The organism is Faecalibacterium sp. AF28-13AC (genome assembly GCF_003478405.1).
In the GTDB taxonomy this organism is placed as follows: Bacteria; Bacillota; Clostridia; order Oscillospirales; family Ruminococcaceae; genus Faecalibacterium; species Faecalibacterium prausnitzii_E.
On record NZ_QUFG01000004.1, the window covers coordinates 73,648 to 87,371 of the forward strand.

At 60.6% G+C, this 13,724-nt stretch carries 15 protein-coding genes and 1 tRNA gene; 5 read left to right on the plus strand and 11 right to left on the minus strand.

Annotated features, from left to right (window positions below; translation table 11 throughout):
• The first annotated feature begins 27 nt into the window (after positions 1-27).
• From modA to DWY95_RS06500, 3 genes are all read left to right on the plus strand, one after another.
• On the plus strand, positions 28-912 hold the full coding sequence (gene modA / locus DWY95_RS06490; protein WP_118552844.1) for a molybdate ABC transporter substrate-binding protein: 885 nt from the start codon (positions 28-30) through the stop codon (positions 910-912).
• A 144-nt stretch (positions 913-1,056) separates the two neighbouring features.
• Positions 1,057-1,731 carry a molybdate ABC transporter permease subunit gene (gene modB / locus DWY95_RS06495; RefSeq protein WP_118552845.1) on the plus strand — a complete coding sequence of 225 codons (675 nt, stop codon included), beginning with the start codon at positions 1,057-1,059 and terminating at the stop codon, positions 1,729-1,731.
• Positions 1,728-2,774 (plus strand): ATP-binding cassette domain-containing protein, encoded by a 1,047-nt coding sequence (locus DWY95_RS06500; protein WP_118552846.1) that lies wholly within the window; start codon positions 1,728-1,730, stop codon positions 2,772-2,774. The genes modB and DWY95_RS06500 overlap by 4 nt, the downstream gene beginning before the upstream one ends.
• Positions 2,775-2,836: 62 nt before the next feature.
• On the opposite strand, the gene DWY95_RS06505 is transcribed toward DWY95_RS06500, so the two are convergent.
• Both DWY95_RS06505 and DWY95_RS06510 read right to left on the minus strand, forming a co-directional pair.
• On the minus strand, positions 2,837-3,769 hold the full coding sequence (locus DWY95_RS06505) for an AEC family transporter (protein WP_118552847.1): 933 nt from the start codon (positions 3,767-3,769) through the stop codon (positions 2,837-2,839).
• 171 nt (positions 3,770-3,940) lie between these two features.
• Complete coding sequence (locus DWY95_RS06510; protein WP_118552848.1) at positions 3,941-4,930, minus strand: nucleoid-associated protein; 990 nt, start codon at positions 4,928-4,930, stop codon at positions 3,941-3,943.
• On the opposite strand from DWY95_RS06510, the gene DWY95_RS17370 reads away from it, so the two are divergent.
• On the plus strand, positions 4,913-5,143 hold the full coding sequence (locus DWY95_RS17370) for a hypothetical protein (RefSeq protein ID WP_243082624.1): 231 nt from the start codon (positions 4,913-4,915) through the stop codon (positions 5,141-5,143). The two genes, DWY95_RS06510 and DWY95_RS17370, sit on opposite strands and share 18 nt — an antisense overlap.
• A gap of 143 nt (positions 5,144-5,286) precedes the next feature.
• On the opposite strand, the gene DWY95_RS06520 is transcribed toward DWY95_RS17370, so the two are convergent.
• Positions 5,287-5,360, minus strand: a tRNA-Gln gene (locus DWY95_RS06520).
• Between the two features lie 276 nt (positions 5,361-5,636).
• Here DWY95_RS06520 and DWY95_RS06525 point away from each other — a divergent pair.
• Positions 5,637-5,921, plus strand: coding sequence for a DUF2508 family protein (locus tag DWY95_RS06525; protein ID WP_118552849.1), 285 nt, complete (start codon positions 5,637-5,639; stop codon positions 5,919-5,921).
• Between the two features lie 118 nt (positions 5,922-6,039).
• Here DWY95_RS06525 and DWY95_RS06530 read toward each other — a convergent pair whose 3' ends face one another.
• From DWY95_RS06530 to DWY95_RS06565, 8 genes are all read right to left on the minus strand, one after another.
• The gene (locus DWY95_RS06530; RefSeq protein ID WP_118553053.1) at positions 6,040-6,888 is read right to left on the minus strand and encodes a sugar nucleotide-binding protein; all 849 of its coding nucleotides are present in this window, start codon (positions 6,886-6,888) and stop codon (positions 6,040-6,042) included.
• Positions 6,889-6,893: 5 nt separating this feature from the next.
• On the minus strand, positions 6,894-7,205 hold the full coding sequence (locus tag DWY95_RS06535) for an AzlD domain-containing protein (RefSeq protein ID WP_118552850.1): 312 nt from the start codon (positions 7,203-7,205) through the stop codon (positions 6,894-6,896).
• A complete protein-coding gene (locus DWY95_RS06540) occupies positions 7,202-7,945 on the minus strand; it encodes an AzlC family ABC transporter permease (RefSeq protein ID WP_118552851.1) in 744 nt (247 codons plus the stop codon). The genes DWY95_RS06535 and DWY95_RS06540 overlap by 4 nt, the downstream gene beginning before the upstream one ends.
• Positions 7,946-8,077: 132 nt before the next feature.
• Positions 8,078-9,889, minus strand: coding sequence for an ABC transporter ATP-binding protein (locus tag DWY95_RS06545; RefSeq protein WP_118552852.1), 1,812 nt, complete (start codon positions 9,887-9,889; stop codon positions 8,078-8,080).
• A gap of 1 nt (position 9,890) precedes the next feature.
• A complete protein-coding gene (locus tag DWY95_RS06550) occupies positions 9,891-12,224 on the minus strand; it encodes an ABC transporter ATP-binding protein (protein ID WP_118552853.1) in 2,334 nt (777 codons plus the stop codon).
• A complete protein-coding gene (locus DWY95_RS06555; RefSeq protein WP_243082627.1) occupies positions 12,217-12,717 on the minus strand; it encodes a MarR family transcriptional regulator in 501 nt (166 codons plus the stop codon). Before DWY95_RS06555 ends, DWY95_RS06550 begins: the two co-directional genes overlap by 8 nt.
• Positions 12,718-12,870: 153 nt before the next feature.
• Positions 12,871-13,383: a DUF2812 domain-containing protein gene (locus DWY95_RS06560; protein WP_118552854.1), complete on the minus strand. Its 513-nt coding sequence runs from the start codon at positions 13,381-13,383 to the stop codon at positions 12,871-12,873.
• A gap of 2 nt (positions 13,384-13,385) precedes the next feature.
• Positions 13,386-13,697, minus strand: coding sequence for a PadR family transcriptional regulator (locus tag DWY95_RS06565; RefSeq protein WP_118552855.1), 312 nt, complete (start codon positions 13,695-13,697; stop codon positions 13,386-13,388).
• Between the last annotated feature and the right edge of the window lie 27 nt (positions 13,698-13,724).

The window sequence follows — 13,724 nt, forward strand, 5'->3', positions numbered from 1 at the left end:
ATGGGAACAACAGAAGGAGAAATGACCATGAATGCCCAGATCTCCCGCCGCGGCTTCCTGTGCGCTGCCGGCATCGCGTCCGCATCTGCTGCCCTGACCGCCTGCGGCGGCTCCAGCAGCTCCGTTTCCTCCGTGGCAGGCTCTGCCGCCGCCTCTTCGGAGGCTGCTTCGGGCGAGTCCGTCGAGCTGATCGTCTTCGCTGCAGCGTCCCTGACCGAGACGCTGAACGCCATCGCTGAGACCTATTCGGCGGAGAACCCCGGCGTGACCTTCCGCTTCAACTTCGACTCTTCCGGCACCCTGAAGACCCAGATCCAGGAGGGCGCAGACTGCGACCTGTTCCTTTCGGCAGGTCAGAAGCAGATGAACCAGCTGGACAGCACCGCTTCCGCTGAGGTGAACACCGAGGGTCTGGATTTCGTGGACAGCGATTCCCGCGTGGATCTGCTGGAAAATAAGGTCGTCCTGTGCGTCCCCGAAAATGCCGACAAGGGCATCGACAGCTTCGATTCTCTGGCCGAGCACCTGCAGGCGGAGGACATCCTGTTCTGCATGGGCAACAGCGATGTGCCGGTGGGCCAGTACACCCAGAAGATCCTGGCCTACTACGAGCTGGACGAAGCCGCTCTGGCTGCGGCCGGAGTCATCACCTACGGCTCCAACGTCAAGGAAGTCACCACTCAGGTCAGCGAGGCCAGCGTGGATGCCGGTGTCGTCTACTGCACCGATGCCTTCAGCGCCGGTCTGAAGGTCGTGGATGAGGCCACGAAGGAGATGTGCGGTCAGGTCATCTACCCGGCTGCCGTCCTGAAGGCTGCCCCCAACGCCGTTGCTGCCCGGAAGTTCCTGGAGTATCTGCAGACCTCTGCGGCAGGCGAAGTGTTCGAGAGCGTCGGCTTCACCGTACTGTAAACCGCTCAGTCTCGCATTTGCTCGCCAGCTCCCCTGACAGGGGAGCCCTTGGCAGGCCGGGCAGGCTGTTACTGGCCGAAGGGGATCCCGGACGCCGGAAACAGCAGGGCCCTGCTGTGAGACGAAATAGGGAGGTGAAAGCAAGTGGACTGGTATCCTTTATGGAACAGCCTGCGCATTGCACTCATCAGCTGCGCGGCGGTGTTCTTCCTCGGCATTTTTGCCGCCTATTATATCGCAAAGCTGCCCCGTGTGCTCAAAGGTGTGCTGGACGTGGTGCTCACCCTGCCCATGGTCCTGCCGCCCACGGTCGTGGGTTATTTCCTGCTGCTGCTGTTCGGTGCCAAGCGGCCGCTGGGCCTCTTCTTTCTGGAGCATTTCGGCGTCAAGCTGGTCATGAACTGGTACAGCGCCATCTTTGCCTCCATCGTCGTGGCCTTCCCACTGATGTACCGCACGGCCCGCGGTGCGTTCGAGAGCTTCGACGAGACGCTGGCCTGGTCCGCGCAGACGCTGGGGCTTTCCAACACCTGGATCTTCTGGCGGGTGCGGATGCCATATTGCCGTCAGGGCATCCTGGCCGGAACGGTGCTGGCCTTTGCCCGCGCGCTGGGTGAGTACGGCGCGACCAGCATGATTGCAGGCTACACCCCCGGCAAAACGGCCACCATCGCGACCACGGTGTATCAGCTCTGGCGCACCAACGATGAGAGGGGAGCGATGCAGTGGGTGCTGGTGGACATCGTCATCTCGGCAGTGGTGCTGCTGGCGGTCAACCTGCTGGAACGCAAACAGAAGCAGGGAGGGAAGCACACATGAGTTTGGATGTCAAGATCACCAAACGGTTCGACGGCTTCACCCTTCGCACGGAGTTCACAGCGGGCAATACCACCGCCGCCATCCTCGGCGCATCCGGCTGCGGCAAAAGCATGACCCTACGCTGCATTGCGGGCATCGTCAGACCTGACAGCGGCCGCATCGTGCTGGATGGCCGCGTCCTGTTCGACAGCGAGCAGGGCATCGACCTGCCCCCGCAGCAGAGGAACGTGGGCCTGCTGTTCCAGAACTACGCGCTGTTCCCGAATATGACGGTGGAGCAGAACATCCTCTGCGCGCTGAAAAAGGAGAAGGACCCCGCCGCCCGCAAAGCGGCCTGTGCGGAGGCCCTGCGCGCCATGCGGCTGGAGGAACTGGCCCACCGCCTGCCCAGTGAGCTTTCGGGCGGGCAGCAGCAGCGCGCTGCACTGGCCCGCATTCTGGCGGGCAAGCCCCGCATCCTGATGCTGGACGAGCCGTTCAGCGCACTGGACAGCTACCTCCGCGAGGAAGTGGAGGGCGAAGTGGGCAGCCTGCTGGCCGGGTTTGACGGCACGGCTCTGCTCGTGACTCACAACCGCGACGAGGCCTACCGTCTCTGCCGCGAGATGATCGTCATGGACGGCGGCGAGGTGCTCCGGGCCGGCACGACCAGAGAGGTCTTTGCAGACCCCCGCCGCCTGACCGCCGCCCGCCTGACCGGCTGCAAGAACATCCTGCCCTGCGTCCGGGTGGACGCGCACCGGGTGCATCTCACCGGCTGGGAGCAGGAGCTTGCCGTGGCGCTCCCGGTGCCGGAAAACTGCACCGCCGTGGGCATCCGTGCCCATGACCTCGTGCCCGCCGCAGCGGACAGCGACAACCGGCTGCCGGTGCGTGTGGGCGCTTCGAGCGAGAATCCGTTCGACTGGAATGTCATCTGCACCTCGGTGGATGGCAGCGCAAAGCTGTGGTGGAAGGTCTCCAAAACGACTCTCTCCTCACCCCCGCCGGAAACCCCGGCCTTCCTCCGGGCGGAGCCGGAAAACATCATGCCGCTGGTATAATGGGAAACAAAAAAGGAACCGCTGTGCGTTCAAAACGCAGCGGTTCCTTTTTGCGTCGCGTGTTACATCAGCGCCGTCAGCACCAGTGCGCACAGGGGCAGGGTGACGATGCTGAGCAGAGTGGTGAGGACCACGCATCCGGCAGCGAACTGCTCATCGTGGCCGAACTGAACGGCGAACACCGAGGTGATCGCAGCGGCAGGGCAGCACTCCAACAGCAGCACCACCTGTGCGCTCATGCCGAAGCGCAGCAGACCCAGCGCCGCAAAGGCCGCCAGACACACTGCCGGGATGACCAGCATCCGCAGCCCGGCCAGTTTCCAGATGTGCCGGTCGCAGACGATCTGCTTCAGGTCGCCCGTGGCGATGAGGATGCCGGTGATGAGCATGGAAAGCGGGGTGTTCATGTTGCTCAGCAGTTCCAGCGGCTGGGCGATGAGGGCGGGCACCGGGATCTGCAGCAGGTAGACGGCGAGGCCCACCACCATCGCATACAGCACCGGGGTGCGCAGCAGGCTGCGGGTCACTTCCTTCAGGCTGGAACTGCCGCTGACCATGCCGTAGCCCATGGTCCAGAGCAGGATATTGAACACGGTCACGTAGGCGCTGGCGTAGAGCAGCCCCTCCGACCCAAACAGCACCGAAATAAGCGGGAAGCCCATATAGGCTGCGTTGGAGAAGACCGATGCGAACCGGAAGATGGGGGCCCGGCGGTCTTTCTGCCGGGCAGTCAGGGCCAGCGTCAGCACAGTGCCGATGAGGATGGCCAGAACACTCAGCCCGAACGCGGCCAGCAGGTTGTGCAGGATCTCCTCGCTGAAGTCCATCATATAGGAGTGGACGATCATGGCCGGAACGACCAGGTAGACCAGCAGGTTCGAGAGGGTCTGCCGCCCTTCCGGCTTCAGCACACCGGTCTTGATGGCGGCCGCGCCCGCCCCGATGAGCAAAAACAACACGATGACCTGCTGCGCGCAGATAAGTGCCAGTTCCATTTTCAAATTCCTCCCGGCTACATAAATACAAGCATGAATACAAGAAAAGGTATAGCACAAAACAGGGGATTTGGCAAGAGAAAAAATGAAACCCTCGCCGGTTTGCTTTTGCTCGCGGCCTCGCCCTTTGGGAGAGGTGGCATTGCAAAGCAATGACGGAGAGGGCCTCTTTCACAAAATCACATTCTTGATGAGCAGCGAGACGCTGCCGTCGGGGTCATGGAGGAACTCCACTTCCGACTCGGAGGACAGGATCTCGGTGGGGATCTTCACCTCGATGCCGCTGGCGGTGTGGATGCTGCGGCTCTCCATCCGGCGGATGCGGGCGGGCGTCACGGTGACAGGCTGCTCGAACTGCTCAATGACATCGCTTTTCTCCACGTAGTCGTCAAAGGGGACAGCGGCCAGCGGGTATTCCTCGGCCAGCTGGCGGCGCACCTGCTCCACCGAGACCTGGTTGTCGTTGTCGGCGGCCTGGTTCGCAATGAGCATGGCGACCTGTGCCCCGGCGTGGGGTTCATCCTGGTAGGCGTCCATCACGGCCTGCGCAGCGGCTTCCTGAATAGCCTTCAGCTTTTTCTTTTCCGGTTCGGCCTGGGTGTACTGGAACACGACCGTAGAAAGGTAGAACTCCTTGTGGCCGTCGATGTCGTACTTCTTTTCCAGCAGGCGCATGGAGTAGTCCTGCAGGTTGACGAGCGCACCTTCTTCCACCTTGCCGCTCTGGGTCGGCAGGCAGGCCCGCTGCTGGATGATGGAGTTGACCGGGGCACCCTCCACAGTCTCGGTGTAGTGGGTGTAGCCGTTCTTGTAGTTCAGCTTGAGGATGCCCAGCCACGGGGCACCGTCGCGGGTGAAATCCACCACGGCCAGGTCGGCACCGGGGATGGTGGTGTGGGCGTGCATGTAATCGAACAGCACCCCCGCGATACGGCAGGACAGGTCCACGAAGTCCTGGTTGTGCTCCAGCTCGTTTTTGAAGGCCGAGTCCGGCAGGGGGCGGCACTGGCGGATGTCGTCACTGGCCAGCAGCTTTTCGATGTGGTTCTGCAAATAGGCCGTTTTTTCGGCGGTAGGCTCCATGCAGCTGCCGCTGAGCACCGGGGCGTCGAGGGTGGTGTCCAGCACATGCAGGATGGCCTGATGAATGATGATCTCCATGGGGGTACCTCGTTTCAAAGGATGATTTCCGGATTCTGCTCCAGTATACCACAACCCACCCCGGATTGCGAGAGGAAAACCTGCCGCAAGGCGGATTTCCGGGATGCCATCGGATATAAGGTGGATATTCTGGGCAGCCGCCTGAAAGATGCAAGATTTTCACTGCCGGAAGCCGTGAATCTGCTGGCTGACCTGAAGATCAAGCTGTCCTGAACAGGGGCGGGCAAGGGGTAATTACCGCTGTCTCGATTTGCGGCTTCTGTACAGATGCTGTAAATCTAAAGCGGAGCGCTTCTGTTCATAGGGGAAACAAAGAGAAAAAAGAACCAGTCGAACATGTTCGACTGGTTCTTTTTTGGTTGGGGATGAGAGAATCGAACTCCCACAAGTAGAGTCAGAGTCTACCGCACTACCACTATGCAAATCCCCAAGATCTGCTTTGTTGTTTGGCTCGTGAGCCGCTCAACGTGTGCTATTATACGGGAAAAACCCGGAGTTGTCAAGCACTTTTTCAAACTTTTTTGCAAAATCTTGAAAAAAGACGGTCTTTCGCGGAACATTTTGAAATGTCAGAGCAATGGGGCAGAGTCGTCGGGGAGGTAGACGATTTCTTATGGCGGGACTCCATCAACCGTCATCCTTCTCACTTTCTTTGCATATACTGGAAATCAGTAGAAGCAAAGATGCACAAAGAGGAGGAACCACGATGGCACAGTCTGCGCAAAAAGAAAAAACCTTGTTGTCCGACCGCATCCCGCGGGATACGGAACATGAACGCTACCACCCGGAACTGGAAGAGGAACTGAAAGAGTGCCTGTTCTGCCTGCGCCAGAACGAGATGATGTTTGACCTGGAGGTGGACACTGACCTCATCGAACAGCACATCTACGAGCGACAGGCTCTGCTGTGTCGCTACCGCTATCTGCTGGCTCAGGCGCGGGAGCTTGGCCTGCATACCATTTTGCAGAAATACCAGCCGATGGGAGGATGAACCCTCTTCCGAAGCGGCGAAGTCTGTGGAATGCCAAAGCCTCTCCTACAAGGAGAGGTGTCACCGAAGATGACGGACAGGTTGTACGAAGAACAGCCTATCCTCCAAGAATAGGCTGTCATCGTGGCCCGCCTGAGAGGTTATACTCCTTCAGGCACCGCGCAAACCCCTCCTGCGTGGAGCAGAAGGTGATGCCCTGCGCGGCGGCTTTGCAGCCATCCATCCGCAGGTTGCGGTGCCAGTCGGTGATCTCGATGGCAACGGAAATGCCCAGCAATTCCGCGAACTGCCGTGCGGTCTCGACCATGCTGCGGTCGTTGTCGCTGCCAAAGTTGTACACACCGCCGGGCAGGGAGAGCGCCGGGTACAGGTTCCCGATGACCTCCCGCACAAAGCTGATGCCCCGCCAGTCGTGGGCGGAAAACTGCACCGGCGTCCTACGCAGAGCGGCCCGCAGCAGATTCAGCGGCAGATTGCCCCGGATGGGCAGCTGATAGCCGGGCAGGTCGTACATCCAGGGTACCCGCAGAAACACGGCGTCCGGCAGGACTTCCAGCACCCGCTGCTCGGCTTCCAGCTTGTGCTGCCCGTAAATGTTGGAAGGGGAAAGGGACAGCGTTTCGGGCAGGGGGCCTTCCTGTGCCGCCCCGGAATACACCTGATCGGAGCTGAACGCCACGAGTTTCGCACCGGTCTCGGCCGCGGCCTGCGCCATCCAGAGCGGCACGTCCACATTGGCGCGGCGGGAGTCTTCCGGGTGCTGCTGGCAGTAGCCGGTGTCAGAGAGCGCGGCCAGATGCAGTACAACGTCCGGCTGCACCTGTGCAGCAAAACGGCAGAGGTCTTCCTGCGTGGCCGCCGCCAGAAACCCGCGCGGAAACGCAAGAAGCTCTGCTTTTTCACGCCATTGCTGCATCACGCGGGCCCCGACAAAGCCGCCCGCACCGGAAACAAGGATCTTCTGCATCTTCATCACCGTACCAAAAACAATTCCAGAACAAATACCACGGCGCAGCAGGCGACCGACACCTGGAACAGGCTGGCCCCGAACCAGGCGGCGGCGATGCCCACCACCAGCGCCGCCGCACCGGCCAGAGGGCTCTGGGTGGCGTTGACGATGGCCGGAAAGGTCATCACAGCCAGCGTCACATAGGGCACATAAAACAGGAACGACTGGATGAACCGATTCTGGATGGGCTTGCGGATGAGCGTCAGCGGCAGAACGCGGATGGCGTAGGAGACCGCCGCCATCACGGCGATGTAGACCCAATTGTTGTATGTCATTGTTCGGCCTCCTCAGCTTGCGTGGGAACCGGGAACAGCACTGCCGCCCCGCAGGAGATGAGCACCGTGAGCAGGATGGTGCGGGTGCCGTCGGAGAGCGACGCGATGCCCGGCAGGTAATTGCAGACAAAGCTGAGAGCAAAGCTCAGCGCCACCAGAACGGCCACGACCCTGTTCTTCCGGGCCGGGGGGATGATGATGGCAAGGAACATGCCGTAGAGCGCGACGCTCAGAGCGCTGACGGCCCGCAGGGGCAGCAGGTTGCCTGCCACGATGCCCAGCGCGGTGCCCATGGCCCAGGCCGGTGCCGCCAGTGCGATGGCACCGTAGGTGTAAAACGGGTTCAGGTAGCCGGGCCGTGCGATGGTGATGCCGAACAGCTCATCGGTAACATCGTAGCCGATGATGAGCCGGTGGAAGAAGGGTGTGCCGGGGGCAAACCGCTGGGCCAGCGCGCAGCTCATCAGCAGATACCGCGCGTTGGCAATGAGGGTGATGATGGCCACTTCCACATAGGTAGCCCCGGCGGCAATGAGCGAAAACGCCGCATATTCTCCGGCGGAAGCATTGTTGAACAGGCTGGCAACAAACCCCTGGATGGGGGTCAGGCCCGCGTTGCGGGCCGCAATGCCCAGCGAAAAAGAGACGGCAAAATACCCCAGTGCGATGGGCACACCGTCCCGCATCCCTTCGCAGAACACCTTCCGGCTGAATGCGTAGGGCTTGACTGCAGTTTCCATTGAGTTCCAGACTCCTTTCCTACTTCAAGAAACGAAAACAATTATAGCACATCCGCCCGGCAAAGACAAAAGAAAATGCCTCAGCTTTTGGAAGGAAAGCTGAGGCATTTTCACAGAGAAGGGAGCTGTGGCTTATTCCACAACGTCTTCGAACTGGCTGTTGTACAGGTCTGCGTAGAAGCCGCCCTTTTCGATGAGCTGGTCATGGGTGCCCTGCTCGACGATGTCGCCGTCCCGCATCACAAGGATGAGGTCTGCGTCCCGGATGGTGGACAGGCGGTGGGCGATGACGAAGCTGGTACGGCCGCGCATCAGGTTGTCCATTGCGGTCTGGATGCGCTGTTCGGTGCGGGTATCCACGCTGCTGGTGGCCTCATCCAGGATCAGGATGCGGTTGTCGGCCAGGATGGCGCGGGCGATGGTGAGCAGCTGCTTCTGGCCCTGGCTGACGTTGGAAGCATCCTCGTTCAGCTCCATCTGGTAGCCGCCGGGCAGGGTGCGGATGAAGTGGTCTGCGTTGGCGGCTTTGGCAGCGGCGATGACTTCTTCGTCGGTGGCATCGAGGCGGCCGTACCGGATGTTCTCCATGATGGTGCCCTTGAACAGCCAGGTGTCCTGCAACACCATGCCGAAGCCCTCGCGCAGAGCGCTGCGGTCAAAGTCGCGCACATCGTGGCCGTTCAGGGTGATGGAACCGGAATCCACGTCGTAGAAGCGCATCAGCAGCTTGACCATGGTGGTCTTGCCCGCGCCGGTGGGGCCCACGATGGCGACCTTCTCGCCGGGGTTTACGGTGCAGCTGAAATTGTGGATGATGGTCTTTTCGGGCACATAGCCGAACCGGACGTGGTCAAAGGTGACCTGACCGTCGATGCAGGCGGGGTCTGCCCGGCGGGCCGGGTCGGCGAGCTGGGCTTCTTCCGGCTCGTTCAGGAACTCGAAGACGCGCTCCGCCGCAGCGGCCATGCTCTGCAGCATGTTCGACACCTGCGCGAGCTGCTGGATGGGCTGGGTGAAGTTCTTGACATACTGGATGAACGCCTGAATGTCGCCGATGGTGATGACGCCGTTGGCGGCAAACACGCTGCCGACGATGGCCACGGCTACATAGCCCAGATTGCCCACAAAGTTCATGATGGGCTGCATCAGGCCGGAGAGGAACTGGCTCTTCCAGGCGGATTCGAACAGCTTGTCGTTCGCGGTGTTGAAGTCGGCCAGCACAGCGGCTTCGCGGTTGAATGCCTTGATGACGTTGTGGCCGGAGTAGACTTCCTCCACCTGGCCGTTCACGACGCCCAGAGTGGCCTGCTGGGCCTTGAAGTATTTCTGGCTGAATTTGACCACCAGCAGCACCAGCGCCAGCGAAACGGGCAGGATGAGCAGGGCGATGAGGGTCATTCTGGGGCTGATGGAGAGCATCATGAGGAGCACACCGATCATGGTGGTCACACTGGTGATGAGCTGGGTGACGCTCTGGTTCAGGCTCTGGCCCAGAGTATCGACGTCGTTGGTGATGCGGGAGAGCACCTCGCCGACGGTGCGCTTCTCAAAGTAGGCGAGGGGCAGGCGGTCGATCTTCTCGCTGATCTGGCGGCGGAAGTCGTAGCACACCTTCTGCGAAAGGCCGGTCATCAGCCAGCCCTGAATGAAGCTGAATGCGGCCGAGCAGAGGTACATGGCCAGCAGGATGAGCAGAATTTTGCCGATGTAGCCAAAGTCGATGCTGCCAACGCCGCGCAGTCTGGCGATCCAGCCGGTGGCAAGGGCCGTGGTGGCCTTGGCCAGGATCTTCGGGCCTGCGATGTTGAAGATGGTGGAGAGGATGGCGAAAACGATGACGACGATGAGGGAGATCTTATAGGCGCCCATGGTCTTGAGCAGCTGCAGCAGCGTACCCTTGAAATCCTTGGCGCGTTCCGTCGTCTGGCGTCCGGGTCTCGGCATGTTACTTCTCCTCCTTTCCGGTGTTCAGGTCTTTCAGATCCAGCTCTTTCTGGCTCAGCTGGCTCCGCGCGATCTCCTGATATTCGGGGCAGGAGGCCATCAGCTGGGCGTGGGTGCCCCGGCCCACCAGACGGCCCTCATCGAGGACCAGGATCTGGTTGGCGTGGAGCACCGTGGAGATGCGCTGTGCCACGATGATGACGGTGGCGTCGCCGGTCTCCGCCTTCAGGGCACGGCGCAGGGTCACATCGGTCTTGTAGTCCAGGGCGGAGAAGCTGTCGTCAAACAGATAGATGCGCGGCGCTTTTGCAATGGCGCGCGCAATGGAAAGGCGCTGTTTCTGCCCGCCGGAGACGTTGGAGCCGCCCTGCGCGATGGGGCTGTCGTAGCCTTCGGGCTTGGCGTCGATGAACTCGGTGGCCTGTGCGATGGCAGCTGCTTTCTTCATGTCGGCGTCGGTGATCTGTTCGCCGCCGAACTTCAGGTTGCTTGCAATGCTGCCGCTGAACAAAATGCCCTTTTGAGGAACATAGCCCAGCAGGCTGTGCAGCGTCTCCTGCGGCATGTCGCGGACGTCGATCCCGTCCACGGTCACTTTGCCGCTGGTCACATCGTAAAAGCGGGGGATGAGGTTCAGCAGGGTGGATTTGCCGCAGCCGGTGGAACCGATGATGGCGGTCGTCTGGCCCGGCTCAGCGGTAAAGCTGATGTGCTCCAGCGCGTCGCTGTCGGCACCGGGGAAGCGGAAACTCACATCCTCGAATTGCACCACACCGTTCCAGTGGCTGCGCTCCCGCGCAGGCTGGGCGGCGGCTTCGTCGGGGTCGTGGATGGAAGCGGTGGTGCGGCACACTTCGTCGATGCGGTCTGCGGCCACACCGGCGCGGGGCAGCATCACGGCCACCATTGCCAGCATCAGGAAGGACATGACGATCTGCATTGTGTAGGTGATGAAGGCGATCATCTCGCCCACCTGCATGTTGCCGGCATCCATGGCCTTGCCGCCGAACCAGACGATGAGCAGGCTGGTGCCGTTCATGATAAGGGTCATAAAGGGCATCATGGCGACCATGGCGCGGTTGGTGAACAGCTGGGTGCCCATCAGCTCCTTGCTGGCCTTGTCAAAGCGCTCTTCCTCGAAGGTCTCGCGGCTGAACGCGCGCACCGGCATTACGCCGGTCAGGATCTCGCGGCTGACGAGGTTCAGCTTGTCCACAAGGGTCTGCATGATCTTGAATTTCGGCATCGCGATGTTCATCAGAAACACGATGAGGCAGAGCAGCAGGACCACGTCCAGCACGATGATCCAGGCAAGGCCGGTGTTGCCCTGCACGACATGGAGCACACCGCCGATGCCCAGGATGGGCGCATAGGACACCATGCGCAGCAGGATGACGCAGACGAACTGCACCTGCTGGATGTCGTTGGTGGTGCGGGTGATGAGGGAAGCAGTGGAGAAATTCTCGATCTCTGCGTTGGAGAAATGGATGACAGAGGAGAAGGTCTGCCGACGCAGGTCACGGCCGATGGCAGCCGACACGCGGGAAGCAATGAGGCCCACCAGAATGGCGACCGCCACCATCAGCAGCGTCAGACCCAGCATCTGCCCGCCCACTCGGAAGAGATACTGCATCTGGACGTCGTGCGCGACGCCCTGCGCCTCGTATTCCAGGCTGACCAGCAGGGTGGCCTGGCTGGCCATGCTGGAAAGGGTCGTCTCGTCGATCTGTGCCATTGCGCTGGCAAGCTGCTGCTGGATCATCTCGCGGGAGAAGCCCGGCATCTGTGCCATGGCCGCAAACTGGGCGCACACGGCGTCCAGATCGGTAGCAGTGGGGGCGATGGTCTCCGCTGCGGTATCCTCAGTGTTTTCCGAGGAGGCTGCGCTCTCAGCGGCCTCGCTGGAAGCAGCCGGATACTCCGAAAGGGGAACCATGCCCTGCGCGGGCATCCCGGTGCCATTGGCAGCCTGCGAAGCGGCCATATACAGCACGATGTCCGGCATGGTGACGATCTCTTCCAGAGAAGCACGTTCCTCGGCGGTCAGGTCAGCGCGGAGCTTCAGAACGCCGTCGTCCTGAATGTAATATCCGTAGGCGTTCCGGAAGGTCTCTGCGTCCTCTTCGCTCATCAAAAGCGACAGCGCATCCCGCGTGGAGGAGCGCAGGGTCTGGGGCAGGGGGCTTTCGATGCCGCCCTGCTGGATGCCGGTATCCACGATCTTGCTCGTGTAGTCCGGCAGGGAAAGGTCGCAGTACGCCTGCACGAACAGCAGGCCGATCACGACCAGGCAGGCGGCCCAGTGGCGGGCCAGCTGCTTGAAGATCTTACCCATTTTGATTGTCTCCCTTCGATTTGGTCTGGAATTCCGCATTTTCGGCCATCACCGCATCCAGCAGAACATCCTTCAGCTCCTGCAGCTGGGTCAGCTGCTGGGGCGTCAGGCGGCGCGCCACCCGGTCGAAATACCCGCTGAGGGCCAGCTCGCACTGGCGGCTGGAAGCAAGGCCTTTTTCGGTGACGTGCACCAGTGTCTTGCGGCGGTCGTTCGGGTCGGTGATGCGTTCGATCAGTCCATCCTGCTCCAGCTGGCGCAGCCACCGCGAAACGGCGGGCATCGGCTGCCGGACGGCAGCGGCCAGGTCGGAAACATAGATGTTTCCATCCGTTCCGTGCTGTTCAATGTTCGCCAGAACGCCTTCCAGCATCACGAAATGACACCGGGGGCACTCTTCCAGCGATGTCTTCATCCCGCGCTTGGTTTCGTCGCTCAGCTGGTGGATGTAGTGGAACAGCCCGAACAGCTCCGGGGCGTTTTCCTTCGGCATGGGGAACCTCCTTGTTTGTTATCTACTGCAAATATTTAACACTTGATAACTATTTGCATGCGATAATAATATACCCGCCTGCACCGGAATGCAAGCGGGCAAAGATGAACTTTTTGAAAATTCTGAAAAAACGACGTTCCAAAGGGAAAATGGTCACTCGTGGAGAGCGCGGTCATGTTTCAGCCCGTCACGCATTCCGTGAATGCGGCCCAGCCCGTAAGCCAGCAGGGCGGCGCACAACAGGTTGAGCCAGCCCAGGCGGCTGCTGGTGGCCCCGGTACAATTCGCAAGGCCAATCACGATATTTGCCATACAGAGCAGGAACAGCATTTTGCCGATTTTGTTCAGATGGGCGATGCGGGAGTCGATGTCGGAGAACATGTTGAACTCGCCCAGTTCCGCTTTGCGGCGGAAGTAGCCCCAGCGGAAGCAGCGGCCAACGGATTCGGCCCCAAGCTCCTCCATGAAATTTTCAAAATCAGAAGAGTTGTCCAGTGTTTCTACCCGGATGATGTATTCGCCCGGCTCGCATTTTTCGAAGGTGTAGGTGCAGAAGCCGCCACATGTCAGCGCCCAGCCCTCCTGTGCCATCTCGTTGAGCCAGCGTTCTTCTTTTTCAAATTCCCAGACCCAGAACCATTTGTGCAGGGTTTTCGTCTCGCTCATGCTTATTCCTCCTGTAAAATGTTGCGGCCATTGGTCACCAGTTCTTCCAGCCGGGACAACTCTCGCTTGAGTACCTCGAACCCGGAAGGGGTCAGCTGATATTCCTTCTTGCGACTCCCGCTTTCCATGGGCAGGGGAGAGATCCAGCCTTTTTCGCACAGTGCGTTCAAAGCACCGTACAAGGTCCCGGCGGCCAGCCGCACTCGCCCGCCGGAGAGCTGCTCGGTTTGCTGCATGATGCCGTAACCGTGTTGTGGGTGGTAGAGGGAAAGCAGGATGTAGTAAGTGGATTCCGTTAACGCCAGATTTTCCATTGTATCGCCTCACTTTGTATCGCCATA

Excerpts from the sequence above, each read along its gene's own strand:
- DWY95_RS06530 (WP_118553053.1), bottom strand. The coding sequence starts at position 6,888 with ATGCAGAAGATCCTTGTTTCCGGTGCGGGCGGCTTTGTCGGGGCCCGC.
- DWY95_RS06550 (WP_118552853.1), bottom strand. The coding sequence starts at position 12,224 with ATGGGTAAGATCTTCAAGCAGCTGGCCCGCCACTGGGCCGCCTGCCTG.
- DWY95_RS06555 (WP_243082627.1), bottom strand. The coding sequence starts at position 12,717 with ATGCCGAAGGAAAACGCCCCGGAGCTGTTCGGGCTGTTCCACTACATC.
- DWY95_RS06545 (WP_118552852.1), bottom strand. The coding sequence starts at position 9,889 with ATGCCGAGACCCGGACGCCAGACGACGGAACGCGCCAAGGATTTCAAG.
- DWY95_RS17370 (WP_243082624.1), top strand. The coding sequence starts at position 4,913 with ATGAATGATGATCTCCATGGGGGTACCTCGTTTCAAAGGATGATTTCC.
- DWY95_RS06540 (WP_118552851.1), bottom strand. The coding sequence starts at position 7,945 with ATGGAAACTGCAGTCAAGCCCTACGCATTCAGCCGGAAGGTGTTCTGC.
- DWY95_RS06560 (WP_118552854.1), bottom strand. The coding sequence starts at position 13,383 with ATGAGCGAGACGAAAACCCTGCACAAATGGTTCTGGGTCTGGGAATTT.
- DWY95_RS06565 (WP_118552855.1), bottom strand. The coding sequence starts at position 13,697 with ATGGAAAATCTGGCGTTAACGGAATCCACTTACTACATCCTGCTTTCC.
- DWY95_RS06510 (WP_118552848.1), bottom strand. The coding sequence starts at position 4,930 with ATGGAGATCATCATTCATCAGGCCATCCTGCATGTGCTGGACACCACC.
- DWY95_RS06505 (WP_118552847.1), bottom strand. The coding sequence starts at position 3,769 with ATGGAACTGGCACTTATCTGCGCGCAGCAGGTCATCGTGTTGTTTTTG.
- DWY95_RS06500 (WP_118552846.1), top strand. The coding sequence starts at position 1,728 with ATGAGTTTGGATGTCAAGATCACCAAACGGTTCGACGGCTTCACCCTT.
- DWY95_RS06535 (WP_118552850.1), bottom strand. The coding sequence starts at position 7,205 with ATGACATACAACAATTGGGTCTACATCGCCGTGATGGCGGCGGTCTCC.
- modA (WP_118552844.1), top strand. The coding sequence starts at position 28 with ATGAATGCCCAGATCTCCCGCCGCGGCTTCCTGTGCGCTGCCGGCATC.
- DWY95_RS06525 (WP_118552849.1), top strand. The coding sequence starts at position 5,637 with ATGGCACAGTCTGCGCAAAAAGAAAAAACCTTGTTGTCCGACCGCATC.